This is a genomic window from Streptomyces sp. B1866, from assembly GCF_031932565.1.
Lineage (GTDB): Bacteria > Actinomycetota > Actinomycetes > Streptomycetales > Streptomycetaceae > Streptomyces.
In genome coordinates, this window is record NZ_JAVSCF010000016.1 from 14,562 (window position 1) to 39,402 (window position 24,841).

At 75.0% G+C, this 24,841-nt stretch carries 18 protein-coding genes, 3 pseudogenes and 1 riboswitch; of the genes and pseudogenes, 10 read left to right on the forward strand and 11 right to left on the reverse strand.

What is annotated here, in order from left to right; all coding sequences use genetic code 11:
- Positions 1 to 47: 47 nt before the first annotated feature.
- The gene (locus tag RKE29_RS04615) at positions 48 to 413 is read right to left on the reverse strand and encodes a hypothetical protein (RefSeq protein WP_312003721.1); all 366 of its coding nucleotides are present in this window, start codon (positions 411 to 413) and stop codon (positions 48 to 50) included.
- A gap of 271 nt (positions 414 to 684) precedes the next feature.
- Here RKE29_RS04615 and RKE29_RS04620 point away from each other — a divergent pair, with 271 nt between their 5' ends.
- Positions 685 to 1,617 carry a MurR/RpiR family transcriptional regulator gene (locus RKE29_RS04620; protein ID WP_312003722.1) on the forward strand — a complete coding sequence of 311 codons (933 nt, stop codon included), beginning with the start codon at positions 685 to 687 and terminating at the stop codon, positions 1,615 to 1,617.
- Positions 1,618 to 1,757: 140 nt separating this feature from the next.
- Complete coding sequence (gene murQ / locus RKE29_RS04625) at positions 1,758 to 2,693, forward strand: N-acetylmuramic acid 6-phosphate etherase (RefSeq protein WP_312003723.1); 936 nt, start codon at positions 1,758 to 1,760, stop codon at positions 2,691 to 2,693.
- 287 nt (positions 2,694 to 2,980) lie between these two features.
- On the opposite strand, the gene groL is transcribed toward murQ, so the two are convergent.
- From groL to thrC, 4 genes are all read right to left on the reverse strand, one after another.
- Complete coding sequence (gene groL, locus RKE29_RS04630) at positions 2,981 to 4,609, reverse strand: chaperonin GroEL (RefSeq protein ID WP_312003725.1); 1,629 nt, start codon at positions 4,607 to 4,609, stop codon at positions 2,981 to 2,983.
- A 489-nt stretch (positions 4,610 to 5,098) separates the two neighbouring features.
- Positions 5,099 to 5,302, reverse strand: coding sequence for a cold-shock protein (locus RKE29_RS04635; protein WP_004929928.1), 204 nt, complete (start codon positions 5,300 to 5,302; stop codon positions 5,099 to 5,101).
- Between the two features lie 526 nt (positions 5,303 to 5,828).
- Positions 5,829 to 6,107 carry a MoaD/ThiS family protein gene (locus RKE29_RS04640; RefSeq protein WP_312003726.1) on the reverse strand — a complete coding sequence of 93 codons (279 nt, stop codon included), beginning with the start codon at positions 6,105 to 6,107 and terminating at the stop codon, positions 5,829 to 5,831.
- Positions 6,104 to 7,468 carry a threonine synthase gene (gene thrC, locus RKE29_RS04645; protein WP_312003727.1) on the reverse strand — a complete coding sequence of 455 codons (1,365 nt, stop codon included), beginning with the start codon at positions 7,466 to 7,468 and terminating at the stop codon, positions 6,104 to 6,106. Before thrC ends, RKE29_RS04640 begins: the two co-directional genes overlap by 4 nt.
- Positions 7,462 to 7,615: riboswitch (SAM riboswitch) on the reverse strand. It overlaps the preceding gene by 7 nt.
- Before the next feature lie 145 nt (positions 7,616 to 7,760).
- On the opposite strand from thrC, the gene RKE29_RS04650 reads away from it, so the two are divergent.
- From RKE29_RS04650 to otsB, 3 genes and pseudogenes are all read left to right on the forward strand, one after another.
- Positions 7,761 to 8,708 carry a glucosyl-3-phosphoglycerate synthase gene (locus RKE29_RS04650; RefSeq protein WP_312003728.1) on the forward strand — a complete coding sequence of 316 codons (948 nt, stop codon included), beginning with the start codon at positions 7,761 to 7,763 and terminating at the stop codon, positions 8,706 to 8,708.
- A 256-nt stretch (positions 8,709 to 8,964) separates the two neighbouring features.
- Positions 8,965 to 10,422: pseudogene (locus tag RKE29_RS04655) on the forward strand (trehalose-6-phosphate synthase); the annotation flags it as partial.
- 120 nt (positions 10,423 to 10,542) lie between these two features.
- Positions 10,543 to 11,322, forward strand: a complete 780-nt coding sequence (gene otsB, locus RKE29_RS04660) for a trehalose-phosphatase (protein ID WP_312003746.1) — start codon at positions 10,543 to 10,545, stop codon at positions 11,320 to 11,322.
- A 398-nt stretch (positions 11,323 to 11,720) separates the two neighbouring features.
- On the opposite strand, the pseudogene RKE29_RS04665 reads toward otsB, so the two are convergent.
- Positions 11,721 to 11,939, reverse strand: a pseudogene (locus RKE29_RS04665) (DUF3263 domain-containing protein); the annotation flags it as partial.
- A 377-nt stretch (positions 11,940 to 12,316) separates the two neighbouring features.
- Here RKE29_RS04665 and RKE29_RS04670 point away from each other — a divergent pair.
- The 3 genes and pseudogenes from RKE29_RS04670 to RKE29_RS04680 all read left to right on the forward strand — a co-directional run.
- Positions 12,317 to 13,228: pseudogene (locus RKE29_RS04670) on the forward strand (ROK family protein); the annotation flags it as partial.
- A 206-nt stretch (positions 13,229 to 13,434) separates the two neighbouring features.
- Positions 13,435 to 14,811, forward strand: coding sequence for an N-acetylglucosamine-6-phosphate deacetylase (gene nagA / locus RKE29_RS04675; RefSeq protein ID WP_312003747.1), 1,377 nt, complete (start codon positions 13,435 to 13,437; stop codon positions 14,809 to 14,811).
- Between the two features lie 134 nt (positions 14,812 to 14,945).
- Complete coding sequence (locus tag RKE29_RS04680; RefSeq protein ID WP_312003729.1) at positions 14,946 to 15,890, forward strand: 1-phosphofructokinase family hexose kinase; 945 nt, start codon at positions 14,946 to 14,948, stop codon at positions 15,888 to 15,890.
- Positions 15,891 to 15,971: 81 nt separating this feature from the next.
- Here the strand turns inward: RKE29_RS04680 and RKE29_RS04685 are convergent, their stop codons facing one another.
- The 3 genes from RKE29_RS04685 to cdgB all read right to left on the reverse strand — a co-directional run bounded on the left by RKE29_RS04685 (position 15,972) and on the right by cdgB (position 19,596).
- Positions 15,972 to 16,301 carry a peptidase inhibitor family I36 protein gene (locus tag RKE29_RS04685; protein ID WP_312003730.1) on the reverse strand — a complete coding sequence of 110 codons (330 nt, stop codon included), beginning with the start codon at positions 16,299 to 16,301 and terminating at the stop codon, positions 15,972 to 15,974.
- A 126-nt stretch (positions 16,302 to 16,427) separates the two neighbouring features.
- Positions 16,428 to 17,483 (reverse strand): carbohydrate-binding protein, encoded by a 1,056-nt coding sequence (locus RKE29_RS04690; RefSeq protein ID WP_312003731.1) that lies wholly within the window; start codon positions 17,481 to 17,483, stop codon positions 16,428 to 16,430.
- Positions 17,484 to 17,838: 355 nt separating this feature from the next.
- Positions 17,839 to 19,596 (reverse strand): diguanylate cyclase CdgB, encoded by a 1,758-nt coding sequence (gene cdgB / locus RKE29_RS04695; protein ID WP_312003732.1) that lies wholly within the window; start codon positions 19,594 to 19,596, stop codon positions 17,839 to 17,841.
- Positions 19,597 to 20,263: 667 nt separating this feature from the next.
- Here cdgB and RKE29_RS04700 point away from each other — a divergent pair.
- A complete protein-coding gene (locus RKE29_RS04700; protein ID WP_312003733.1) occupies positions 20,264 to 20,764 on the forward strand; it encodes a flavin reductase family protein in 501 nt (166 codons plus the stop codon).
- Between the two features lie 251 nt (positions 20,765 to 21,015).
- Here RKE29_RS04700 and arfB read toward each other — a convergent pair whose 3' ends face one another.
- Positions 21,016 to 21,444, reverse strand: coding sequence for an alternative ribosome rescue aminoacyl-tRNA hydrolase ArfB (gene arfB / locus RKE29_RS04705; protein ID WP_312003734.1), 429 nt, complete (start codon positions 21,442 to 21,444; stop codon positions 21,016 to 21,018).
- A gap of 297 nt (positions 21,445 to 21,741) precedes the next feature.
- Here arfB and RKE29_RS04710 point away from each other — a divergent pair, with 297 nt between their 5' ends.
- The gene (locus RKE29_RS04710; RefSeq protein ID WP_312003735.1) at positions 21,742 to 22,317 is read left to right on the forward strand and encodes a TerD family protein; all 576 of its coding nucleotides are present in this window, start codon (positions 21,742 to 21,744) and stop codon (positions 22,315 to 22,317) included.
- Between the two features lie 219 nt (positions 22,318 to 22,536).
- Here RKE29_RS04710 and RKE29_RS04715 read toward each other — a convergent pair whose 3' ends face one another.
- Positions 22,537 to 24,765 carry a tetratricopeptide repeat protein gene (locus RKE29_RS04715; RefSeq protein WP_312003736.1) on the reverse strand — a complete coding sequence of 743 codons (2,229 nt, stop codon included), beginning with the start codon at positions 24,763 to 24,765 and terminating at the stop codon, positions 22,537 to 22,539.
- Positions 24,766 to 24,841 lie beyond the last annotated feature (76 nt).

Here is a 24,841-nt window from a genome sequence, read left to right on the forward strand (position 1 = left end):
CAGGCCGCGCAGGGCCGTCAGCCCCGGTGGCAGGGCCCGGCGCCGGGTCACCGCACCGCCCCCGGCGACCCCAGCGAGCCCAGCCGCGCCACCGCCACCGCCGTCCGCGCGCAGACCCAGCGCGGGTCGGGTCCCAGCTCGGGCTCGACCTCCAGGGCGTGGGAGTCGTGGTCGGTGGTGCACACCGGACACACCGGCCACCGGCCGTACCGCTCCAGCAGGGCGTCCTGTACGTCCTGGGCCACCAGGCCCGCCACGAAGCCCACGCCCTCCGGCCACTGCTCGACCCACCAGCGGCGGTGCGCCACCGCGTCCTCCACGAGGGAGACGATGTCGGCCTGCGCGGCGCCGTCCGCCGTGAGGTCGGCGAGGACGAGCGCGCGGGCGGCGTGCAGGGCCTGTTCCAGCTCCATGGGCACCATTGTGGGCCCAGTCCTGCGTTCATGGGATGAATCCGGCACCGGATGTCCGCCGTCCGGTCTCGTCCGGGTCTGCCTCCGAGGACCGTACGGCCTGCGCGCAAGGCTCGTCCGGTCTGCGCTCAAGTGCCGCAAGGGCCCGTACGGCGGCCGGGCGCGGGCCGCGGGCGCGCCGGCGCACGGCGCGGACGGCGCGCTTCCGTCCCTGCGCGCACCCCTCCGGTCAAGGGTTGACGCGCGTCACATCCGGAAATACTTTTCCAGAGTGAGCAGCAGAGCGCGGGGCCCTTCCGCCGGTCGGCAGGAAGCGGCCCCTCCCGCGCCCAGCGCGCTCGCCGCGAAGATCCGCAGGCTGGCTCCCTCGATGACCCGCTCCATGCAGCGCGTCGCCGAGGCCGTCGCGGGCGACCCCGCGGGCTGCGCCGCACTCACCGTCACCGGCCTGGCCGAGCGGACCGGCACCAGCGAGGCCACCGTCGTGCGCACCTCCCGGCTGCTGGGGTACCCCGGTTACCGCGACCTGCGCGTCGCCCTCGCCGCCCTCGCCGCACACCAGGCGGCCGGGCGGCCGCCCGCGGTCACCGCCGACATCGCGGTGGACGACCCGCTCGCCGAGGTGGTCGCCAAGCTCGCGCAGGACGAGCGGCAGTCGCTCGCCGACACCGCGGCCGCCCTGGACGTCGTCCAGCTGGAGGCGGCCGTCGGCGCGCTCGCCACCGCGCACCGCGTGGACGTGTACGGCGTCGGCGCCTCCGGCCTCGTCGGCCAGGACCTCGTGCAGAAGCTGCTGCGTATCGGGCTGATCGCGCACGCCCACGCCGACCCGCACCTCGCGGTCACCAACGCCGTCCAGCTGCGCCCGGGCGACGTGGCCGTGGCCATCAGCCACTCGGGCCGCACCACCGACGCGATCGAGCCGCTGCGCGTCGCCTTCGAGCGCGGCGCGACCACCGTGGCGATCACCGGCCGGCCCGACGGCGAGGTCGCCCAGTACGCGGACCACGTGCTGACCACCTCCGCCGCCCGGGAGAGCGAGCTGCGCCCGGCGGCCATGTCCAGCCGCACCGGCCAACTGCTCGTGGTCGACTGCCTGTTCATAGGCGTGGCACAGCGTACGTACGACGTGGCCGCGCCCGCCCTCGCCGCCTCCTACGAAGCCCTCGCCCACCGCCACGCCCACCGCGCCGCCGCGCGCTGAGCGGGGCCGGGCCGGATCCGGGGCACGTCCGGACGCGTACGCCAGGACGTACCCCGTACGAACCACCGCCAGGGACCATACGGACCCTGCGACCCTACGGACTTACGACCTCACGGACTTACGGAAAGAGCCGCTTCGCCATGACCTCCACCACCGACAGCGCGCGCCTGCGCGCCCAGCTGGACCGCCTGACCACCGAGGCGTTCCGCCCCGAGCTGGCCGAGATCGACCGGCTCGGCACCGCCGAGATCGCCCGGATCATGAACGAGGAGGACGCCGGCGTGCCCGCCGCCGTCGCCGCCCAGCTCCCGCGCATCGCCGCCGCCATCGACGCCACGGCCGCCCGCATGGCGCGCGGCGGCCGCCTGGTGTACGCGGGCGCGGGCACCGCCGGGCGGCTCGGGGTGCTGGACGCGAGCGAGTGCCCGCCGACCTTCAACACCCGTCCCGACCAGGTCGTCGGCCTGATCGCGGGCGGCCCGGAGGCGACGGTGACGTCCGTGGAGGGCGCGGAGGACAGCCGGGACCTGGCCGCCGCCGACCTCGACGCACTCGGCCTCACCGCGCTGGACACCGTCGTGGGCGTCTCCGCCTCCGGCCGCACCCCGTACGCGGTCGGAGCGGTCGAGCACGCGCGCGGGCGCGGCGCGCTGACCGTCGGCCTGGCGTGCAACGCGGGCTCCGCGCTCGCCGCCGCCGCGGACCACGGCATCGAGGTGGTCGTCGGCCCGGAGCTGCTGACCGGCTCGACCCGGCTGAAGGCGGGCACCGCGCAGAAGCTGGTGCTGAACATGCTGTCGACCATTACCATGATCCGCCTGGGCAAGACCTACGGGAACCTGATGGTCGACGTGCGGGCCTCCAACGACAAGCTGCGCGCCCGCTCGCGCCGCATCGTCGCGCTGGCCACCGGCGAGCCCGACGCGGCCGTCGAGGCGGCCCTGGCCGCCACCGGCGGCGAGGTGAAGCCCGCCATCCTCACCCTGCTCGGCGGCGTGGACGCGGCCACCGCCGCGCGGCTGCTGACCGAGGCGGACGGACACCTGCGGGCGGCGCTCCACGCCGCGCGGGGCTGACGCGGGCGCTCGGACGCGCACGGGGCTGACGCGGCGCGCTCGGGCAAGGCGAGGCGTCGAGGTACGGGCCCGTGAGCGGCCCCGCGGGCCCGTGAGCGCGGGCGCGCCCTTCGGCCCGTACGCGCCCGTACGCGCCCGTACGCCCCGTACGCCCGTACGCCGTGACTCCCCTGCCGCCCCGCGCGAGCGGCAGACTCGGCCCCGAAACGCCGTCGGGGCGGCGCCTCCGGAATCCCGGAAGCACCGCCCCGACGTCACTCGGACAGGCGATCGCACTGCAAGGGCGATCAGAAGTCCATGTCACCGCCCGGCATGCCGCCGCCCGCGCCGGCACCGGCCGCGGCCTTCTCCGGCTTGTCGGCGATGACGGCCTCGGTGGTCAGGAACAGCGCGGCGATCGACGCGGCGTTCTGCAGCGCGGAGCGCGTCACCTTGGCCGGGTCGATGATGCCCTCGGCGATCAGGTCGACGTACTCGCCGGTGGCGGCGTTCAGGCCGTGGCCGGGGGTCAGGCCGCGCACCTTCTCCACCACGACGCCGCCCTCAAGGCCGGCGTTGACGGCGATCTGCTTCAGCGGGGCCTCCAGGGCCAGGCGCACGGCCTGGGCGCCGGTGGCCTCGTCGCCGTCCAGCTCCAGCTTCTCGAAGACGCCGGTCGCCTGGAGCAGGGCCACGCCGCCACCGGCGACGATGCCCTCCTCGACGGCGGCCTTCGCGTTGCGCACCGCGTCCTCGATGCGGTGCTTGCGCTCCTTCAGCTCGACCTCGGTGGCGGCACCGGCCTTGATGACGGCCACGCCGCCGGCCAGCTTCGCCAGGCGCTCCTGGAGCTTCTCGCGGTCGTAGTCGGAGTCGCTGTTCTCGATCTCGGCGCGGATCTGGTTGACCCGGCCCTGCACCTGGTCGGTGTCGCCGGCACCGTCGACGATGGTGGTCTCGTCCTTGGTGATGACGACCTTGCGGGCGCGGCCGAGCAGGTCCAGGCCCGCGTTCTCCAGCTTGAGGCCGACCTCCTCGGAGATCACGGTGCCGCCGGTGAGGACGGCGATGTCGCCGAGCATGGCCTTGCGGCGGTCGCCGAAGCCCGGGGCCTTGACGGCGACGGACTTGAAGGTGCCGCGGATCTTGTTGACGACCAGGGTCGCCAGGGCCTCGCCCTCGATGTCCTCCGCGATGATCAGCAGCGGCTTGCCCGACTGCATGACCTTCTCCAGCAGCGGAAGGAGGTCCTTCACGTTGGAGATCTTGGAGTTGACGATCAGGATGTACGGGTCGTCGAAGGACGCCTCCATGCGCTCCGTGTCGGTGGCGAAGTACGCCGAGACGAAGCCCTTGTCGAAGCGCATGCCCTCGGTGAGCTCAAGCTCCAGGCCGAAGGTCTGCGACTCCTCGACGGTGATGACGCCTTCCTTGCCGACCTTGTCCATCGCCTCGGCGATCAGCTCGCCGATCTGCGTGTCGGCGGCGGAGATGGAGGCCGTGGAGGCGATCTGCTCCTTGGTCTCCACGTCCTTGGCCTGCTCCAGCAGGGCGGCGGAGACGGCCTCGACGGCCTTCTCGATGCCGCGCTTGAGGGCCATCGGGTTGGCGCCGGCGGCCACGTTGCGCAGACCCTCGCGGACCAGCGCCTGGGCGAGGACGGTCGCGGTCGTCGTGCCGTCACCGGCGACGTCGTCCGTCTTCTTCGCGACCTCCTTGACCAGCTCGGCGCCGATCTTCTCGTACGGGTCCTCCAGCTCGATCTCCTTGGCGATGGACACACCGTCGTTGGTGATCGTGGGGGCGCCCCACTTCTTCTCCAGGACGACGTTGCGGCCCTTGGGGCCGAGGGTGACCTTGACGGCGTCGGCGAGCTGGTTCATCCCGCGCTCAAGGCCGCGCCGTGCCTCCTCGTCGAACGCGATGATCTTGGCCATGTGAAGTCCGTTCTCCCAAGACGTTGGGGTGCCTCCCACGGCGTACCAGGCCGTGGAGGCGGATTTCCTCGGACCGCGCTGGCGCCCGCGACGGACGGCCTGCCTGCCGCGCGGTCCCTAGGGACTCCGCCCGGCGTGCGGGCCTCACCGACCCGGTCCTGCTGTCACTCTCACTCTCTGAGTGCTAAGCCATAATTAGCACTCGCCACCCGAGAGTGCAAGGTTGCCCGGGGCGCGGGCGGGCCCGGGTCGCGCTCCGGCGGAGGGCCGGGCGAGCCCCCCCGGGGGCACCGGCCGGAGCCGGGGGCGCGGGTCCGGCCGCCTTTCGCGTACGGCCGGAGCAGCGGCGTTCCCGGGAGCACGGCCACCGGCTCCGCGGCGCCCCCGGGCGTGCGAAAGGCCCGCACCCCCGGGAGGGTGCGGGCCTTCCCCGTACGCGTGGTTCGTCTACGGTTCGCCTACACGGTCAGCTGCTGGCGCCTCGGCACTTCACGCCGACAGTCGGACCATGTCCGCCTGCGGCCCCTTCTGACCCTGCGAGATCTCGAACTCGACCCGCTGACCTTCCTCAAGGGTGCGGTAACCGTCCATCTGGATCGCGCTGTAGTGGACGAACACGTCCGCACCACCGTCGACCGCGATGAAGCCGTACCCCTTCTCCGCGTTGAACCACTTGACGGTGCCCTGAGCCATTCCTAACTCCCCTATTACTGGCCCCTGCGCAGGACCGCACTCCGCGGACCCGGGTCAGACCTCACCCCCCGGATGCGGAAGGTGTGCGCCGGAACGCGTCGACCGCCGCTGAATGTATCTGTCCCACTGCCCTCTGCAACAGGTCAATCGGACGAGAATTCCTGGCGCGCCGAAAAGCGCGATCGCTATGAATTCGGTGAAATCCCGGGCAACCCGGACCGGACATAAAGGGGTCGAACCGGCAAATCGCGCACACATTTTGTGCACATCTTGACGTTCGCTCAGATGGGCGGGGGTGATAGGCGACAGCTCAACTGTATCGCGTTCAACACACAAACTCGCCCCGTCCGTTTGTCACGAACGGGGCAAGGGAAGTCCTGTAAGACGGCCCGCGGTGAGCACCCGCCGCGCCGCCTTATGGCGGAGCGCGTTCTTCCGGTAGGTGCGGTGCGGCTTCGGCGCGCGGGGCCCGCCGCCGCATGCCCGAAAGCAGCGGCGGCGGGCCCCGGCGCGCCGGAAAGCGCGGTCAGCAGCCGCCGGCGACGGCGGGGATGATCGAGATCCCGGAGCCGTCCGGCGTGGGGGTTTCCAGGCCCTCGGCGAAGCGGACGTCGTCGTCGTTCACGTAGACGTTCACGAAGCGGCGCAGCCTGCCCTCGTCGTCGAGCACCCGGGCCGCGATCCCCTGGTGGTTCTTGTCGAGGTCGGCCAGCACCTCGCCGAGGGTGGCGCCCTCGGCGGCGACCTCCGCCCGCCCGCCCGTGTAGGTGCGCAGGATGGTCGGGATTCTCACGTTGACGCTCATGCGAGGCCAGCCTCTCGGAACGATGCCAGGGTCGGGCGGATGACGGCGGTGGGCCCGGTCGTCGGGGACACCGCGTCGAGGGTCTTCAGGCCGTCGCCCGTGTTGAGCACGACGGTCGTCAGGGCCGGGTCGAGCCGCCCGTCCTCGATCAGCTTCTTCGTCACGCCGACGGTCACGCCACCCGCCGTCTCCGCGAAGATGCCCTCGGTACGGGCCAGCAGCTTGATGGCCTCGACGATACGCGCGTCGTCCACGTCCTCCACCGCGCCGCCCGTACGCCGGGCGATGTCGAGCACGTACGGCCCGTCCGCCGGATTGCCGATGGCGAGCGACTTGGCGATGGTGTCGGGCCTGACCGGGCGCACCACGTCGTGGCCGTCCTTGAAGGCGCGGGAGACCGGGGAGCAGCCCTCCGCCTGCGCGCCGAAGATCTTGTACGGCCGGTCCTCGACCAGGCCGAGTGTGATCAGCTCCCGCAGCCCCTTGTCGATCTTGGTGAGCTGGGAGCCGGACGCGATCGGGATCACCAGCTGGTCCGGCAGCCGCCAGCCGAGCTGCTCGCAGATCTCGTACGCGAGGGTCTTGGAGCCCTCGGCGTAGTACGGCCGCAGGTTGACGTTGACGAAGCCCCAGCCCTCGCCCGCCGGGTCGCCGATCAGCTCGCTGCAGAAGCGGTTGACGTCGTCGTACGTGCCCTCGATGGCGACCAGGTCGCCGCCGTAGACCGCCGCCATGACGACCTTGCCGGCCTCCAGGTCGTGCGGGATGAACACACAGGAGCGCAGGCCCGCGCGGGCCGCCGCGGCGCCCACCGCGCCAGCCAGGTTGCCGGTGGACGAGCAGGACAGGGTGGTGAAGCCGAACGCGCGGGCCGCCTCCACGGCGATGGCCACGACGCGGTCCTTGAACGAGTGGGTCGGGTTGCCCGAGTCGTCCTTGATGTGCAGCTCGCCGGTCACGCCCAGCTCACGCGCGAGCCGGTCGGCGCGCACCAGCTTGGTGCGGCCCGGGTTCAGGCTGGGCTTGCCGGCGACGTCGGCCGGGACGGGCAGCAGCGGCGCGTACCGCCAGATGTTCTCCGGCCCGGCCTCGATGCGGGCGCGCAGGCCCTCGGGGTCGCCGGTCGGCAGGTCGTACGCGACTTCGAGTGGCCCGAAACACTCGGTGCAGGCGAACACCGGGCCCAGCGGGACGCGCTCGCCGCACTCGCGGCAGGACAGCGCGGCGGCGGGGCCGAGAGAGACGGCCGAACCGGGGGTACCCGGGCCCGGGTCGCCGGAAGCGGCGGAAGGAGTGGTCGTGTCGGCGGCGAGCTGCTCAGCGGCGTGCGCGGACATGCAGGCGAGGCCCTTTCTCCTCATCTTCCTCGCGGCGCACCTCGCCGCGAGCCGGAATTGGCACCTACCCCGCCGGGGCCTCGCCAGGTGGCCGGAGACCGGCCGCGCGAGACCAGCGGGAGGGTTGCCGGGGCTTCAACGGGCCGTTCCCTCTGCCCCTCTGGATGAGCGCTATAGCCACGGACGAGAGGCGCCCGAGGCGTTTGTACGCGACGATTCCGACATACGGAGGACACGTGCGTTGCTCAAGACTGTAACCGAAGGCCCGGATGGTTGAGGAAGTCGTCCGAACCGCGAGACACCGAGGAGACACGACGTGCTGGAAGAGGTGGAGCGTTGGCTCGCACACCGGTCCTGGTCAGCCGCCGATCGTCCGCTCGAACGCCTGCTGGCCGCCAAACACTCCCAGGCCAGCCGGGTGAGCGTGGTGATGCCCGCCCTGAACGAGGAGGCCACGGTCGGCGACATCGCCCATACCGTCCGCACCCGGCTGATGAGCGACACCATGCCGCTCGTCGACGAGCTGGTGGTGCTGGACTCCGGTTCCACGGATCGTACCGCCGAGGTCGCGGCCAAGGCCGGTGCGACCGTCGTGCACCGTGACGAGATCCTGCCGCGGCTGCCCGCGCTGCCCGGCAAGGGCGAGGTGCTGTGGCGCTCGCTGCTGGCCACCAGCGGCGACATCGTGTGTTTCATCGACGCCGACCTGCGGGAGTTCGACGCCCGGTTCGTCTCCGGCATCATCGGCCCGCTGCTGACCGAGCCGGAGGTGCAGCTGGTCAAGGGCATGTACGACCGGCCGCTGGCCGGCGCGGCCGGCCAGGGCGGGCGGGTCACCGAGCTGGTGGCCCGGCCGCTGCTGAACCTGCACTGGCCGCAGCTGGCCGGCTTCGTCCAGCCGCTCGGCGGCGAGTACGCGGCCCGCCGCACGCTGCTGGAGCGCCTGCCGTTCCCCGTCGGCTACGGCGTGGAGCTGGGCCTGCTGGTCGACGCGTTGCATACGGTCGGCCTGGACGCGCTCGCCCAGGTGGACCTCGGCGTGCGCAAGCACCGCCACCAGGACGGCCAGGCCCTCGGCAGGATGGCCGCCACCATCTACCGCACGGCCCAGCTCCGGCTGGCCCGCGGCCACCTGGTGCGGCCCCACCTGACCCAGTTCGAGCGCGGCACGAGCGGCTTCGTGCCGCGCACGGTGCCGGTGGACGCGGAGGAGCGGCCGCCGATCGTGGAGATCCCGGAGTACGCGGAGCGACGGGCGGCGTAGGGGCGGCGGGGCGGGGCCGCCCGGCTCCGCCCCGGGCCCACGGCGCCGACCACCCGGGCCGGGCCCACGGCGCCGCCGCCGGACCCTTGGGCGGGCCGGCGGCGGACCCTCGGGCGGGACCTGGAGCGGAGCCGGAAGGCACCCGGTGCCACGAGCGCTCGTACGTGCCCCGAACCGCTCGTACGTGTCGCACGCAACACCGTCCTTCGCGCAGCACACCTGTTTGGGTGGTGTGCGCCGTGGCTAATCTCGCGTCATGGTCTCAGAGCAAAGCGCCCGGCTCGCCCGGATTCTCCTGGCGTCCAACCGCGGCCCGGTCTCGTACCGGCTGCGCGAAGACGGCGCACTCGACGCCCAACGCGGCGGCGGCGGGCTGGTATCGGGGCTCAGCGCCATCGGCCCCGACGCCGACGCGGTGTGGGTGTGCGCGGCACTGGGTGACGGGGACCGGCAGGCCGCGCGGCGCGCGGACCGGGGCCACCTGGACCCCGGCGAGACCGGCGGCCAGCGGGTGCGGATGCTGGACATCGCGCCGGAGGTGTTCGCCGACGCCTACAACGGCATCGCGAACTCGGTGCTGTGGTTCGTCCACCACCTGCTCTACCAGACCCCCCTCGAACCCGCCTTCGACGCGGACTTCCGCGCCCAGTGGGCCTCCTACGAGGCGTACAACGCGGCCTTCGCCGACGCGCTCGCCGAGGAGGCCGCCGAGGGCGCGACCGTCCTCGTGCAGGACTACCACCTGACGCTGGTGCCCGGGCTGCTGCGCGAGCGGCGGCCCGACCTGCTGATAGGGCACTTCTCGCACACCCCGTGGGCCCCGCCCGACTACTACCGGATGCTGCCCGACGACATCGCCGCGCGCGTGCTGCGCGGCATCCTCGGCGGCGACCGGGCCGCCTTCCTGACCGAGCGGTGGGCGGCCGCGTTCGCCGACTGCTGCGCGGCCGTGCTGGGCGCGCGGGTCACCCGCGAGGACGGCGCGCTCGCCGTGACGTACGACGGGCGCACCACGCGGCTGGGCGTGCACGGCCTGGGCGCCGACGCCGACTTCCTGCGGGAGCGCTCGCGGCGCGCGGACGTGGACGAGCACGTCGCCGACCTGCGGCAGCTGATCGGGCCGGGCCGCAAGGCCGTCGTGCGCGTGGACCGCACCGAGCTGTCCAAGAACATCGTGCGCGGCCTGCACGCCTACCGCCACCTGCTGCGCACCCGCCCCGAGTGGCGCGAGCGCGTGGCCCACCTGGCCTTCGCCTACCCCTCCCGGCAGGATCTGAAGGTTTACCGCGACTACACCGCAGAAGTGCAGCGGGTCGCCGACGGCATCAACGCCGAGTTCGGCACGCCCGGCTGGCAGCCGGTCATCCTGCACGTCAAGGACGCCTTCGCCCGCTCCCTCGCCGCCTACCGGCTCGCGGACGTGGCCCTGGTCAACCCGATCCGGGACGGCATGAACCTCGTCGCCAAGGAGGTCCCGGTGGTCTCCGAGGCCGGCTGCGCGCTGGTGCTCTCCCGGGAGGCGGGCGCGCACGCGGAGCTGGGCGAGGACGCGCTGTCGGTGAACCCGTACGACGTGGAGGCCACCGCGCGGGCCCTGCACGACGCGCTGACCATGCCGGACGCCGAGCGCGCCGAGCGCTCCAAGCGGCTGGCCGCCGCGGCCACCGCGCTGCCGCCGCACGCGTGGTTCCTGGACCAGCTACGGGCCCTTGAGGCCCTTGGGCGGCAGCGACGCCCCGAGCCCGCAGCGCCGGCCGTGCCCGCAGCGCTCGCCCCCGCCACGGCCGCCGGCCGGGAAGGGCTGGCCGCGCTGCTGCGCCACCCCGAGCGCGCCGTGATCGCGCTGGACTTCGACGGCACGCTGGCCGCCATCGTGCCCGACCCCGAGCAGGCCCGCCCCCACCCCGGCGCCCTGCCCGCGCTCGCCCGGCTCGCCCCGCGCGTGCGCGCGGTCGCGGTGATCACCGGCCGGCCGGCCGACGTCGCCGTGCGGTACGGCGGCTTCGCCGGGGCCGCGGGCCTGGAGCACCTGGTCGTCCTCGGCCACTACGGCGCCGAGCGCTGGGAGGCGGCCGACGGCGCCGTGCGCGCCCCCGCCCCGCACCCGGGCGTGGCCGCCGCCGAGGCCGAGCTGCCGGGCATCCTGGACGCGGCGGCGGGCAGCGGCGGCGAGGGCGCGTACGTCGAGAAGAAGGGCGACCGCGCCGTCGCCGTTCACACCCGGCGCGCCGCCGACCCCCAGGGCGCCCTGGAGCGGCTGCGCGGCCCGCTGACCGCCCTGGCCGAGCGGCACGGGCTGGCCGTGGAACCGGGCCGCCTCGTCCTCGAACTGCGGCCCCCCGGGGTCGACAAGGGCGTGGCGCTCACGGAGTACGTGCGGGAGGTGGGCGCCGGGGCCGTGCTCTACGCGGGCGACGACCTGGGCGACCTGGCCGCGTTCGGGGCGGTGGAGAAGCTGCGGTCGGACGGCGTGCCTGGGCTGCTGGTGTGCAGCGGCAGCGGCGAGGTGCCGGAGCTGGAGTCGCGGGCGGACGTGGTGGTGGACGGCCCGGCGGGGGTGGTCGCCCTGCTGGCCGCGCTGGCGGACGGCCTGACGGGGTCCGCCTCCGCCTGACGGCTCCCGGCTGCGTCTGACGGGCACGGGCTGCGCCTGACGGCTCCCGTCTGTGTCTGACGGGTCGCGGCTCCGACTGCGCGGCAGGCTCACCGGCTCCGGCTGCGTCGGCAGGCTCTCCGGCTCCGGCTGACTCCAGGCCCCGGCTGACGGCCCCGGCTCCGCGCCGGACACCCGACTCCGGCCGACAGGCTCCCGCGGCGGCCTCCGCCCGCGCCCGCGGGGCTCCGAGGCAGACGCGGGGGCGGCCTCACGGCCGTCCAGGGGCGGGGTCCGGCGGGGAGCCAGCGCCGCCCGTTCCTAGCGGTGCCGCCCGTTCCTACCGGCGCGGCCCGTCCAGATGCCGCGGGCGGACCAAGGGTGCCGGGGGCGGCCAAGGGTGCCGCTGGGGCCCTCCCTCAGCGGCGCCCGCGCCGTGCCTCGCGCAGGCGGCGCAGGCGGCCCACGGTCACCGGGTCGTGTCGGAGCGCGCGGGGGTCGTCCAGAAGCGCGTTGAGGAGCTGGTGGTAGCGGGTCGGCGAGATGCCGAGCTGTTCCCGTATGGCCCGCTCCTTGGCTCCGGCGCCCGGCCAGCCGCGCCGCTCGAAGGCCAGCAGGGCGCGGTCGCGGTCGGAGAGGGCTTCGGGGCCGGCGGTCCCGGCCTCGGCCGAGCCGTCGTCCCCGGCCGCGGGCGCGCGGTCGTCTGCCGGGGTCCCGCCGTCCTCCGGAGCGGTCCCCCCGGTGGCCGCATCGCCCTGCCGGGCGCCCCCGTCCCGTACGGAATCGTCGTCCCGCGCGTGCCGGGCGTCCGCCTCGGCCGGGGTCCGCCCGCCGGAGCCGTCCCGGCCGGCTCCGGCGGGGGCGGCCGCGTCACCCGGTCCGTTCGCCATCACGTCTTCCACCCTGCCACGGGTACTGGACTAGACCTCTCCCGGGGCGGCGCGGGAGACTGTCACCCGTGGATTCCGTCGGCCCCGAGACCTCCCGCACCGCCGCCGCGGCGCCCGGCGCGTCTGTGCGCCACGTCATCGCGCTCGACGTGGGCGGCACCGGCACCAAGGCCGCCCTGGTGGGGGCCGACGGGTCGCTGCTGTACGAGGCGGCGCGGCCGACCGGGCGGGAGCGCGGGCCCAGGGCCGTGGTGGCCGGGCTGCTGGACTTCGCCACCGAGCTGCGCGGCGTGGGCGAACGGCGGTTCGGCGGGCCCGCCGCGGCGGCCGGGGTCGCCGTGCCCGGCGTGCTGGACGACGCGCGCGGGGTGGCGGTCTTCGCCGCGAACCTCGGCTGGCGGGACGTGCCGCTGCGCGCTCTGCTGGCCGAGCGGCTGGGCGGCACGCCGGTGGCGCTGGGCCACGACGTGCGCGCGGGCGGGCTGGCCGAGGGGCGGCTCGGGGCGGGGGCGGGCACGGCGCGCTTCCTGTACGTGGCGCTGGGCACGGGCATCGCGGGCGCCTTCAGCGTGGACGGCCGCCTGGAGCCGGGCGCGCACGGCAACGCGGGCGAGATCGGCCACATCGTCGTACGGCCCGGCGGCGCGCCGTGCGGGTGCGGGCAGGCGGGCTGCCTGGAGCGGTACGCCTCGGCGGCGGCGGTCGGCCGGGCCTGGGCGGCCGCCGGCGGCGGGCCGGGCGCGGACGCCGCCGACTGCGCGCGGGCGGTGCAGGCCGGCGAGCCGCGCGCGGCACGCGTGTGGCGGGAGGCGGTGGGCGTGCTCGCCGACGGCCTGGTCACCGCGCTCACGCTGCTCGACCCCGGCGTGCTGATCGTCGGCGGCGGCCTCGCGGCGGCGGGCGAGACGCTGTTCGCGCCGCTGCGCGCGGCCGTCGCGGAGCGGATCACCTACCAGCACCCGCCCCGTATCGTCCCGGCCGCGCTCGGCCACGCGGCCGGGTGCCTGGGCGCGGGCCTGCTCGCCTGGGACCTCGTCGGAGGCGGCGGACCACCGGCGGAAGGCGGCGGGCCGCCCGCTTCTGTTGCCGACGCCACCCAAACCTCCGGAGCCGATGAGACCCGTCACGGCGTCCCAGTCGGTGAAGGCCACGACGATGACGACGACGCCGGGGAACCCGGCCGCACCGCCCGGCCCCGTGCCGCCCGGTCCGACCGCGCCGACCAGCCCACGGAGGTAACAGCCTGATGGCCACGCTGCGACTCACCGGCGCCCGGCTCGTCCTGCCGGGCGGGGTGGTGGAAGACGGTCTCGTGGTGGTCGAGGGCCGGCACGTCACGTACGCCGGGGCCCGCGGCGTACGGGACCGCGGCCCGGCCGCACGGGACGCGACGGGCCGGAACCGGCCGGGCCCGGAGGCACCGTACGGGCCGGGCACGCCCGACGCGCCGTACGGGCCCTACGGGCCGGGCACGCCGGGCACGCCGGACGGGCCGTACGGGCCCTTCGGGCTGGAGGAGCCGTACGGGCTCGCCGGCCTGGACCGCTCCGGCGCGCCCGGCCCGTACCCCGGCACCGACTCTCTCGACCTGCGCGGCTGCTGGATCGTCCCCGGCTTCGTGGACGCGCACGTGCACGGCGGCGGCGGTGCGTCGTTCTCCGCGGGCACGGCCGAGGAGGCGCTGGCCGTCGCCCGTACGCACCGCGCGCACGGCACCACCACCATGGTCGCCTCCACCGTCACCGGCGACCTGGACGACCTCGCCCGGCAGGCCGCCGCGCTGGCGGAGCTGGTGCGGCAGGGCGACCTGGCGGGCGTGCACTTCGAGGGTCCGTTCCTGTCCCGGCACCGCTGCGGCGCGCACGAGCCGGCGCTGCTGCGCGACCCAGACCCGGCCGACGTGCGCAAGCTGCTGGACGCGGCGCGCGGCACGGCGCGCATGATGACGCTCGCGCCCGAGCTGCCCGGCGGCCTGGACTCGATCCGGCTGCTGGCCGACAGCGGTGTGGTGGCGGCCGTGGGCCACACGGAGGCCACGTACGAGTCCACGCTGGCGGCCATCGAGGCGGGCGCGACCGTGGCCACGCACCTGTTCAACGCCATGCCGCCGCTGCTGCACCGGGTGCCGGGCCCGGTGGCGGCCCTGCTGGAGGACGAGCGGGTCACCGTCGAGCTGATCAACGACGGCACGCACCTGCACCCGGTGGTCCTGCGGCTGGCCTTCGACCGGGCGGGCGCGGACCGGGTCGCCTTCATCACCGACGCGATGGCCGCGGCGGGCATGGGCGACGGCAGCTACCCGCTCGGTCCGATGCGGGTCGAGGTCGCCGACGGGGTGGCGCGGATCGGCGACGGGCCGACGGCCGGATCGATCGCGGGGTCCACGCTCACCCTGGACCGCGCCTTCCAGCGGGCGGTGGCCATAGACGGGCTGACCGTGGCGCAGGCGTCGCGGGCGCTGTCGGGCACGCCCGCGCGGCTGCTCGGCGTGGACGACCGGGTGGGTTCGCTGGAGGCGGGCAAGGACGCGGATCTCGTGGTGCTCGGCGCGGACTTCGCCCTCGTGGGAGTCATGCGCCGCGGCGAATGGGTATGTAGCCCTCGGGTGGCCCCCAAGTAATCTAAGGAGCGACGGCGTTGAGCGGGGGCGGGCGGCCCGCGGGCTGGGCCGACGGCCGCCTGCTTTGACATGATCGCTCGCGCGCCGGTCCGCTCGCCGCACTGGTCCGCCACCCGACAAGAGGGGATGCCCGGGTGATCCTGACGGTCACGCTCAACGCCGCCCTCGACATCACCTACGCCGTGCCGAGGCTGCGCGCCCACGGTGAGCACCGGGTCACCGACGTCGCCGAGCGGCCGGGTGGCAAGGGCGTCAACGTCGCGCGCGTGCTGGCGGCCCTGGGCCACGGGGCCGTCGTCACCGGCTTCGCCGGCGGCCCCACCGGCGCGGTGCTGCGGGACCGGCTCGCCGCCCTGGCCGGCGGCGTCACGGACGCGCTGGTGACCATTGCGGGCACCACCCGGCGCACCGTCGGCGTGGTCGACGCCGAGTCAGGGGCCACCACGCAGTTCAACGAGCCGGGCCCGGCCGTCACCGCCGCCGAGTGGTCCGCGTTCACCGACGTCTACGGGCAGCTGCTGCGCGAGGCGTCGGCGGTGGCGCTGTGCGGCAGCCTGCCGCCCGGCGTGCCGGTGGGCACGTACGCGCAGCTCATCCGGGAGGCGCACGCGGCGGGCGTGCCGACGCTGCTGGACACCAGCGGCGAGCCGCTGCGGCGCGGCATCGCCGCCCGCCCCGACATCGTCAAGCCCAACGCGGCCGAGCTGGCGGGCCTCACCGGCTCCACCGAACCGCTGCGCGCGGCCCGCGACGCCCGGCGGCGCGGCGCGCACGCGGTGGCCGCCTCGCTGGGCCCGGACGGCATGCTGGCGGTCACCTCGGAGGGCGTGTGGCGGGCCACTCCGCCGCGCCGCCTGAAGGGCAACCCGACCGGGGCGGGCGACTCGGCGGTGGCCGGGCTGCTGTCCGGCCTGGTGGAGGGCCTGCCGTGGCCGGAGCGGCTGGCGCGCGCGGTGGCGCTCGCGACGGCGACGGTCCGGGCGGCGACGGCGGGCGAGTTCGACCGGACGACGTACGAGGAGCTGGCAGGGAAGGTGGCGGTGGGCGGGGAGCCGACGGGGCAGGGGCGGGCGGGGTAGGCGACCCGGTACCGGCGCCGGGTCCGCCGTCTGGACGCGGCCCGTCGGTCCGTCCGGAAACCGACGGCCCGCGTCTGCTGGCTATCCCCAGATGGCTACGCTCTTGACCGTCCACGGTGTGCTGGCCGAATAGTGGCCGTGCGTGAGGTCGAAGTGCTGACCGCGACACGAGTAGTCGCTGTACAGGGTGATCCGGTGGCGGCTCTGGTTGGACACCGATCGGGCGTTGAGCGAGTCACAACCCGGCTCAGGGTTGTGGAGGATCTCCACGGGCCCCCCGAAGTTCGGCCGTGGCCAGCCGCAGACATCGCCCTGCGGACACCTGGTGTCCGTCGAGGCCGCCTGCGCGGTGAGTGGCAGACCGGCGGCGATCGCTGCGGCGCCGACCAGTGCTAAGAGACGCTTCTTCACGTGTGCTCTCCCGGGTTGGGTACGAGACCCGCATTGAAGCCTGAAGGTGCACGATGCATCAAATGCGTTTCCGGGCTTGCGCCGGGACCCAGAGCGTCCGGCCCGCGGCGGGCCGGTCACCTGGTGTCAAGGAGTTTTGAGCCACACCTGGTCGAGGACGGCGTCGCACTGGTTGCCCTGCTCGCAACTGATCCTGACGACGTTGGTGCCGGCGTTGAGGGTGACGGGCGCCCACGTGGTCTGCCAGCCCTTCTCCCAGTCGCCCTCGGGCGAGCCGGTGAAGTTCTTCATGCCGAGCGGCTGGGCGTTCAGCTTGCTGTTGACCGTCACCGTGGCGTTGGCGGGCTTGCCGGGTATGCCGTAGCGCACGTACAGGCGGTAGTCGCCCTTCTGCTTGACGTCCACGGTCCAGGTCACGGCCGCGCCCGGAACGTTCAGGCCCGTCACGTACGTACCGCCCGCGGCCTTGGCACCAGGTATCTGGTTGGCCGTGGCGGCCACGCCGTCCAGCCGCAGGGTCGCCGCGTCGCGGGGCGGCGGCAGCGGGGCGGGCGTCGGGGAGGCGGCGCGGGTCCGGGTCGGTTCGGCGCTGCCGGTGGACGAGGGGGGTGCGGAGGTCGGCGCGGCGCCCTGGGCCTTGCCGCCGCCGCTGTTGGTGATCATCGCGACGCCTATGCCGGCCACGACCACGGCGACGACGGTTATCGCGCCGATCAGCAGCCCGCGGGGGTTGGGTCCCGTGCGCCGGGCGGCCCGGCCGCGGCCGTGGGGCGGCGCGGGCGGGCGGGGGGCGCCGCCGAGGGTTTCGGGGGCGGCGTAGTGCGGGCTGGGGCTGTCGCCGGGGGGCTCCTGGCGGGCCGCCTGGGGTCCGTACGCCGCCGTCCGGCCGTCCGGCCGCTGGACACCGTCCGGCCGGGTGCCGTACGCCGCCGTCCGGCCGTACGCGGCGGACGGCTGGGGGGAGTGGGCCTGCTGCTGCCCGTACGTGCGCTCGCCGACCGCGCGGACGTGGTGGTACGAGGTGCGGGGCACTCCGGGCTGGTGGCGCTGGGGCTCCTGGGCCTGGCGGGCGGGCTGGGAAGCGGCGGAGGCGTCGCCGTCCGCGCCGCCCTCCGAGCGGTACAGGTAGGCGAACGGGTCGTCGTCCTGCGGCGTGCCCGTGCCGTTGTTGCCGGCCGTCATTCCCTCTCGTCACTCCCTGTGCGCGTGGCCGCCGACGGCCCCGCGCCGCGCTCGGGCGCGTCCGCGCGCCGCGGCGGGCTCGGGGCGGAGCCCGGGCGGTCCGGATGGCCAACGTTCATGATCGGTTCACTGTGGGCGTCGCCACCGGCGCGGGGCCGACGGCGACGGGGCCGTGGCGGACGAGCCTACCGGGTGCCCGGCTTCGGCGTGGCCCTGGCCGTCTCGCGGCCCCGTGCCCGCCGGGTTCTGACGCCCGGTCCGCGCTCACCGGCGGGCGGTTCCGCGCGGGTCCGGCTCCCGGGGGCCGGTGCGGCGGACCCGGTGAGGCGGGCCCGGCCCCGCGCGGGCCGTCTGCTCAGCCGACCCGGCGGCGGTCCTTGGACCGGGCCCGCTTCTCCACGTACATCCGCTGGTCGGCGGACTGGAGCACCTCCTCGGCCGTCTGGCCGCAGCGCGCCCAGCCGATGCCGATGCTCGCGCCGACCCGCACCGCGCGGCCCTCGACCCGGATCGGCGGGGTGATCGCGTTGCGCAGCCGGACGGCGAGGTCGGCCGCGTCGGCCCGGCCGAGGCCGTCGGCCAGGACCACGAACTCGTCGCCGCCGAGGCGGGCCACCGTGTCCCCGTCCCGGACCGCGACGGACAGGCGGCGGGCGACCTCTATGAGCACCGCGTCGCCGGTGTGGTGCCCGAACCGGTCGTTGATCGACTTGAAGCCGTCGAGGTCGCAGAAGAGGACGGCGAGGCCCTTGTGTCCGTCGTCCGCGTCGTCGTCCTCGTGGGGCGCGATGACGTGCGCGTGGTCGAACGGGGGGTCGGCGGCCGTGCCGAAGGCGACGTAGCCGCCGGATCCGCCGAACCCGCCGGGGGCGCCGAATCCGCCCAGGCCGCCGAGGCCGGAGGTGGTCCGGCCGTCGAAGGCGTCGAAGCTGTCGTAGCCGTAGACGTGGCTGCTCTCGTCGTACTGCGGGACGCCTCCCACCAGCGCCGGGCCCTCCGGATCGGCGAGGAGCTGGTCCGGGTTCGGCGGGCTGTCGCACAGCCGGGCGGACAGCCGGGCGCGCAGCTCGGCCGCGTTGGGCAGGCCGGTCAGCGAGTCGTGGCTGGCACGGTGGGCGAGTTGCAACTCGTGGCGCTTGCGCTCCTCGATGTCGGAGACGTGGGTGAGCAGGTAGCGCGGCCCGTCGGCGGCGTCGGCGACGACCGAGTTGCGCAGGGACACCCACACGTACGACCCGTCGCGGCGGGCGAGCCGCAGCTCGGCGCGGCCGCCCTCGGCGGAGGCGCGCAGCAGCGTGCCCAGGTCCTCCGGGTGCACCAGGTCGGAGAAGGACGAGCGGCGCAGCGAGGAGGCGGAGCGGCCCAGCAGGCGGCACAGCGCGTCGTTGGCGCGCAGCAGCCGGCCGCGCTGGTCACCGCTCATGTCGGTGATGGCCATGCCGCTGGGCGCGTACTCGAAGGCCTGCCGGAACCCCTCCTCGCTGGCGCGCAGCGCCTGCTGCTCGCGTTCGAGCCGGAGCAGGGCGCGCTGCATGTTGGCCCGCAGCCGGGCGTTGCCGATCGCAATGGCGGCGTGGAAGGCGTACATCTGAAGGGCCTCGCGCCCCCACGCGCCCGGGCGCCGTCCGTTGCGCGGCTTGTCCACGGAGATGACCCCGACGAGCTCCCCGCCGGACACGCCCGCGGCGTACATCGGGGCGAACAGGCGGTCCATCGGGTGCCACTCGTCGGGGAACCGGGGCTCCGGGCCGCGCGAGTGCCACTGCGGCACGTCGTCGTCGTCGAGGACCCACCCCTCGGTGTGCGGGATGAAGCGCAGGTCCCCCCAGCGCTCCCCCATCGAAAGGCGCCGGTCCCACGACGCGCGGGAGCCCACCCGCCCGGCGAGCAGCGCCTCGGCCCCCGCGCTGCCCGCGACGGCGGCCACGACGAGGTCACCGTCGGGCCGCACGAGGTTGACGGCGGCCAGTTCGTACCCCAGCCCGGCCAGCACGCCGTCGGCGACCGTCTGGAGGGCGTCCGCGAGGCTGCGGGCGGTGTTGAGATGGGCGACCACTTCGTGTAGCTGCCGCAGGGTGGCAAGACGGATATACGGCTCCGACTCGGTCTCCATAGCTGGCTCTCCCCCGAGACCTGGACAGCAACTCCTGGCTTTCTGTGTCGTCTGGCTTCTTGTCGTCCGATTGCCTCCGTCACTGAATCACAGCGCGCTGCCCGACAGGTACACAGGGTCAACAATTACTGCCTGTTGTGACTCATGTCACAGATTGTATTCAGCGGCCGCCGAGAGCGCTGGGAGCGATCCCAACAGTTTCAGAACGCAAGTTCCGTAATCCGGGAGCCTTCGGCTGAAGCGGGCCTAAGCCGGACGACCTAAGCCGTCTCGGGGCAGGCTGGGCCCGCGGTCCGATGCGGCGGACCGCACCGCGCGGCTAGCGCTGTGACCGGGAAGGTTTGCCGGTAGCTCGCGGCGTCCGGTGCGGTGCATCGCAAGGCGCCGGACCGGCCGCGTAGTGGGCCTACTCGGTCGGTCCGGCAACGCCGCGAGGTGCCGTGCCGGGCGTCGCGAGCCGGTGAACCTTCCCGGTCACAGCGCTAGCGTCGGTGCCGTGCTTCCGACGACGCCTTCGCGCAGCTTCCCACACCCGGCACCGCCCGCCGGGCAGACGCGCCCCACGGCCGCCGCGACCGGTGCCCGGGATGACCAGAATGCGGACGGCCCACCGGGGCCGCGCGCCGATCCGTCCGGCGCCGCGGCCGGAGTGCCGCATGCTGGAGAGGTGAGCGAGGACGCGTTCCGCGCCGCCCTGTCGCGGCTGGCCGCCGGCGTGGTGCTGGTGACCGCGCACGACCCGGAGGAGGCGCCCCGCGGCGAGGACGCCGGCATGACGGCGACCGCCTTCGTGTCCGTGTCCCTGGACCCGCCGCTGGTGCTGGTCAGCGTCCGCGAGGGCGCGCGCATGGCGGAGCTGCTGGAGCGGCAGCCGCTGTGGGCGGTGTCGGTGCTGGCGGAGAGCCAGCGGCACATCGCCGGACGGTTCGCCATGAAGGGGCGGGTCAGCGACCGGCTGCTGTTCGAGGACATCACCTGGACGCGCGGCGCGGCGTCGGGGGCCCCGCTGGTCGGCGGGGCGCTCGCGGTGCTGGAGTGCCGCACCGAGCAGTGGGTGCCGGCCGGGGACCACGTCCTGGTGGTGGGCCGGGTGCTGACCGCGGCGACCCCGACGGGGGACGGCGGGCCGCTGACGTACTTCCGGGGGCGCTACCGCAGGCTGGACTGAGCCCGCCCGGCCCCTGCGCGGGAACCGCCGCCGACCCGCGGCCTCGCGAATCCGCGCGGATACGGCCCTGACGGCCCCTCGCGCTCGCTAAAGGCTGTCCCGCAATCCCTGGCGGGCTCCCGACGCCAGCTACGGCCACTCGCGGCGTTGGCGAAACGTCCGAACAGAACCACTGTTCGGACGCTCCGCCGCCTTGCGATCGACCGCATCTGACGCCGCTCGCTGATCCACCAGGGATTACGGGACAGCCTTTAGTCCCAGCCGCGCCCGGTGCGCCCCCGCTTGGTGTCGGCGCGCCGCTTCTTCTCGCGCAGCCGCCGCTCGTTGACGGCCCGTGGGGTGCGGGTCGGGCGGCGGGGCGTGGGCGGCGGCGCGGTCGCCTCGGCCAGCAGCGCGGCCAGCCGGACGGCCGCCGCCTCCCGGTTGCGCCACTGCGAGCGGTGCTCGGAGGCCCGTACGGACACCACCCCGTCGACGAGCCGGCCCGCGAGCCGGGCCAGCGCCCGCTCCTTCCACACCGGCGGCAGGGCGGCGGTCCCGGCCAGGTCGAACCGCAGCTCCACCTGGGAGTCGGTGGTGTTGACGTGCTGGCCGCCCGGCCCGCCGGACCGGGAGAAACGCCACAGCAGCTCGGCCTCCGGCAGGGAGACCGAGCCACGGATGACGTAGGGCCCGGACATGCCTCCATGGTCCCGCGTGCCCGCGCGGGACGTCATCTCCATTTCCCGCTGCCGGGTTCCTCCGCGCCCCGCCCGGCCGGCCCCTTGCCGTCCCGCGCGGGGCGACAGGCCGTACGGGGCGCGTCCGGGCGACCCGTACGGCGGACGTCCGCGCCGCCCGCGCGGGTGCAAGGGAAGCGGAAGGGACAGGGGAACCGCCCCGACCGTGTCGGCGTTCTGCTGGGTGACGGTAGCTTCGTCCCCGGCGCCTGCCGTCCCGGCACGGAGCCCGACACCCGATCACGAAAGGCACTCCCCATGGCTGTAAGCCTGTCCAAGGGCGGCAACGTCTCGCTCACCAAGGAGGCACCTGGCCTGACCGCCGTCACGGTCGGCCTCGGCTGGGACGTCCGCACCACCACCGGCACCGACTTCGACCTCGACGCGAGCGCCATCGCCGTCAACGAGGCCGGCCGGGTCGTCTCCGACCAGCACTTCGTCTTCTTCAACAACAAGTCCACGCCGGACCAGACGATCGTGCACACCGGCGACAACCTCACCGGCCAGGGCGAGGGCGACGACGAGCAGATCAACGTCAACCTGGCCGGGCTGCCCGCCGACGTCGCGAAGGTCGTCTTCCCGGTGTCCATCTACGACGCCGAGTCCCGCAGCCAGAACTTCGGCCAGGTCCGCAACGCGTACATCCGCGTCGTGAACCAGGCGGGCGGCGCCGAGATCACGCGCTACGACCTGAGCGAGGACGCGGCGACCGAGACGGCGATGGTCTTCGGCGAGCTGTACCGCAACGGCGCGGAGTGGAAGTTCCGCGCGGTGGGCCAGGGCTACGCCTCGGGCCTGGCGGGCATCGCCAAGGACTTCGGCGTCAACATCTGAGCCGCGCTCTTCGGCGCCGTACGCCGCGGACCCGCACTCGCCGGCGCACGGCGGCGGGCCCGGGCGAACCGGCCCGGAACCGGACTGGAAGAGGGCCGCCCCGGTCACGGGCCGGCCCTCTCGCCGTCCCCGGGCCCGCACCGGGCGCGCCCCGCCGTCCCGGGGCCCGGCGGTGCGGGGCGCCGACGCGGTGTACCGACCGCCGCGGGATCAGCGGCGTCAGCCGCCGCTCCCCGGCAACCGCCCCGCGATGTCCGCCCGGACCGCCGCGGCGCGCGGGTCGTCGCACGCTGCGATGAGGTCCAGCGCCGCCGACCAGTGCCCGCGGGCCGTCTCCGGGTCCGTGGCGTGCAGGGCTGCCGCGAGGCCGTCGAGGGCCAGCGCCTCGTGCCAGGCGTCGCCCAGGTCGTGGTGGGCCGCGGCGGCCCGGCGGTGGAAGTCGGCCGCCTCCTCGTGTCGGTCGAGCCGGCGGTACACCTCCCCTGTGCCGTGCCAGGCCAGCGCCTCCCTACCGCGGTCGCCGAGGCGGCGGTGGAGCACGGCGGAGCGCTGATAGGACGTCAGGGCCTCGAAGAGCCGGCCGCCCGCCTGCTGGGCGTCGCCGAGGGCGAGGAGCCAGTAGCCCTCCAGCCGGTGGTCGCGCAGGCCGAGGGCGATGTCCAGCGCGTCGTGCGCCGCGCGCAGGGCCTCGGGAGCGTCACCCTGTTCGCGCCGCACGGCGCTCAGCAGCCGCAGTGCGTTGCCCTCTCCGCGCCGGTTATCCAGTCGGCGGTGTGCCGCAAGCGCCTGATCGACGACGGCCGCCGCCTGCGGCAGGCGTCCAGCGGCGCAGTGGGTGCCGGCGAGGTTGGACAGGGCGGTGGCCGCCCAGTGGTCGGCGCCCAGCACCTCGAAGGCGACGACGGCCTGTTCGAAGTGCCGGGCGGCGGAGTCGAGCTGCCGCGCGCGCAGGTGGCTCAGCCCGATCAGGTTGACGCCGTGCGCCTCGCCGAGCCGGTCGCCGAGCTCGCGCAGGATCACCAGCGCGGCGCGGTGGCATTCGAGGCTCTCGGCCGTGCGGCCCAGCCGGGTCGAGGCCATGCCGAGGCAGACCAGCAGGTGGGCCTCGGCCGCGCGCTCGCCCAGCCGCCGGGCCGCGTCCAGGCCGATACGGCCCACGGCCGGCCAGTCGGCTCCCGGGGCGGAGCGGGACTGCGCGTTCCACAGGACGGCGGCCAGCTGCCACGCGCGACGGTCGTCGCCGGCGGCGGCCGCGGCGCGGACGGCCTGGAGGAGGTTGGCGTGCTCGCGCTCGGACCAGTCGGCGGCGGCGTTGTAGTCCCCGAAGGCCAACGGCCGTACCCCGTCCACCGGCGGCGTGAGGGCCACGCGGTCCTCGGCCGGGCTGAGCCAGCTCTGGGCGGCGTCGGCGGTGTGCGCGTACCAGTCCAGCAGGCGGCGCAGAGCGGCCTGCCGCTCCGTGGCCGGTTCCTCGTGCTGCACCTGGTCGACGGCGTAGGCGCGCAGCAGATCGTGGAACTGGTAGCGGTCCGGCGCGGTCTGCTCCACGAGGTGGGCGCCCACCAGGGAGTCCAGCTGCTGCCGGGCCGGGCCGGGGGCGAGCCCGGCCAGGGCAGCGGCGGCCGCAAGGGAGAACTCCGGGCCGGGGTGCAGGCCCAGCAGCCGGAAGAGCCGGGCGGCCTGGTCGGACAGGGCGCGGTAGGACCACGCGAACACCGCACGCACGGTCTCGGCCTCCTCGTCGTCCCCTGTGCTCAGCGCGTCCCACAGGGCGGACTCGTCGCGCAGGTCGGCGATGAGGTCGTCCAGCGGAAGGTGGGGGCGGCTGGCCGCGCGCTCCGCGGCGATGCGCAGGGCCAGCGGCAGGCGGGCGCACAGCCGGGCCAGTTCGGTGAGCCGGTCCTCGCCGTCCCCTGACCGGTACCCGGCGGTGACGGCGCGCAGCAAAGCGACGGCCTCCCGTTCGGGCAGCACGCCGAGGGGCACCCGGCGGGCCCCGTCCCGCACGGCCAGGCCGGACAGGCGGCTGCGGCTGGTGACGACGACCAGGCTGTCCGCGCTGCCGGGCAGCAGCGGGCGGACCTGGCTCACCGTGGCGGCGTTGTCCAGCACGACCAGGACGCGGCGGTCGGCCAGCAGCGAGCGGTACAGCGCGGCGGCGGCGTCCGGCTCCTGCGGTACGGAGGCGGCGGGGACACCGAAGGCGACCAGGAAGCGGTGCAGGGCCTCCTGCGCGGTGACGGGCTGCCCCGGGTCGTAGCCGCGCAGATTGACGTAGAGCTGCCCGTCCGGGAAACGGCCCTGAACCTGATGCGCCCAGCGCAGCGCGAGCGAGGTCTTCCCCGCTCCGGCGGTGCCGGCTATCACCAGGGCCGAGACGACCAGCGGATCGCCGTCCGGGCCGACCAGGACGGCGTTGAGCTGGTCCAGCTCGTCGGTACGGTTCACAAAGCCGCGCACGTCGGCCGGCAGCTGACGAGGCGTGGGATTGTCCGCTCCGGCCGGACCGGGTGCGCCCCGCCCG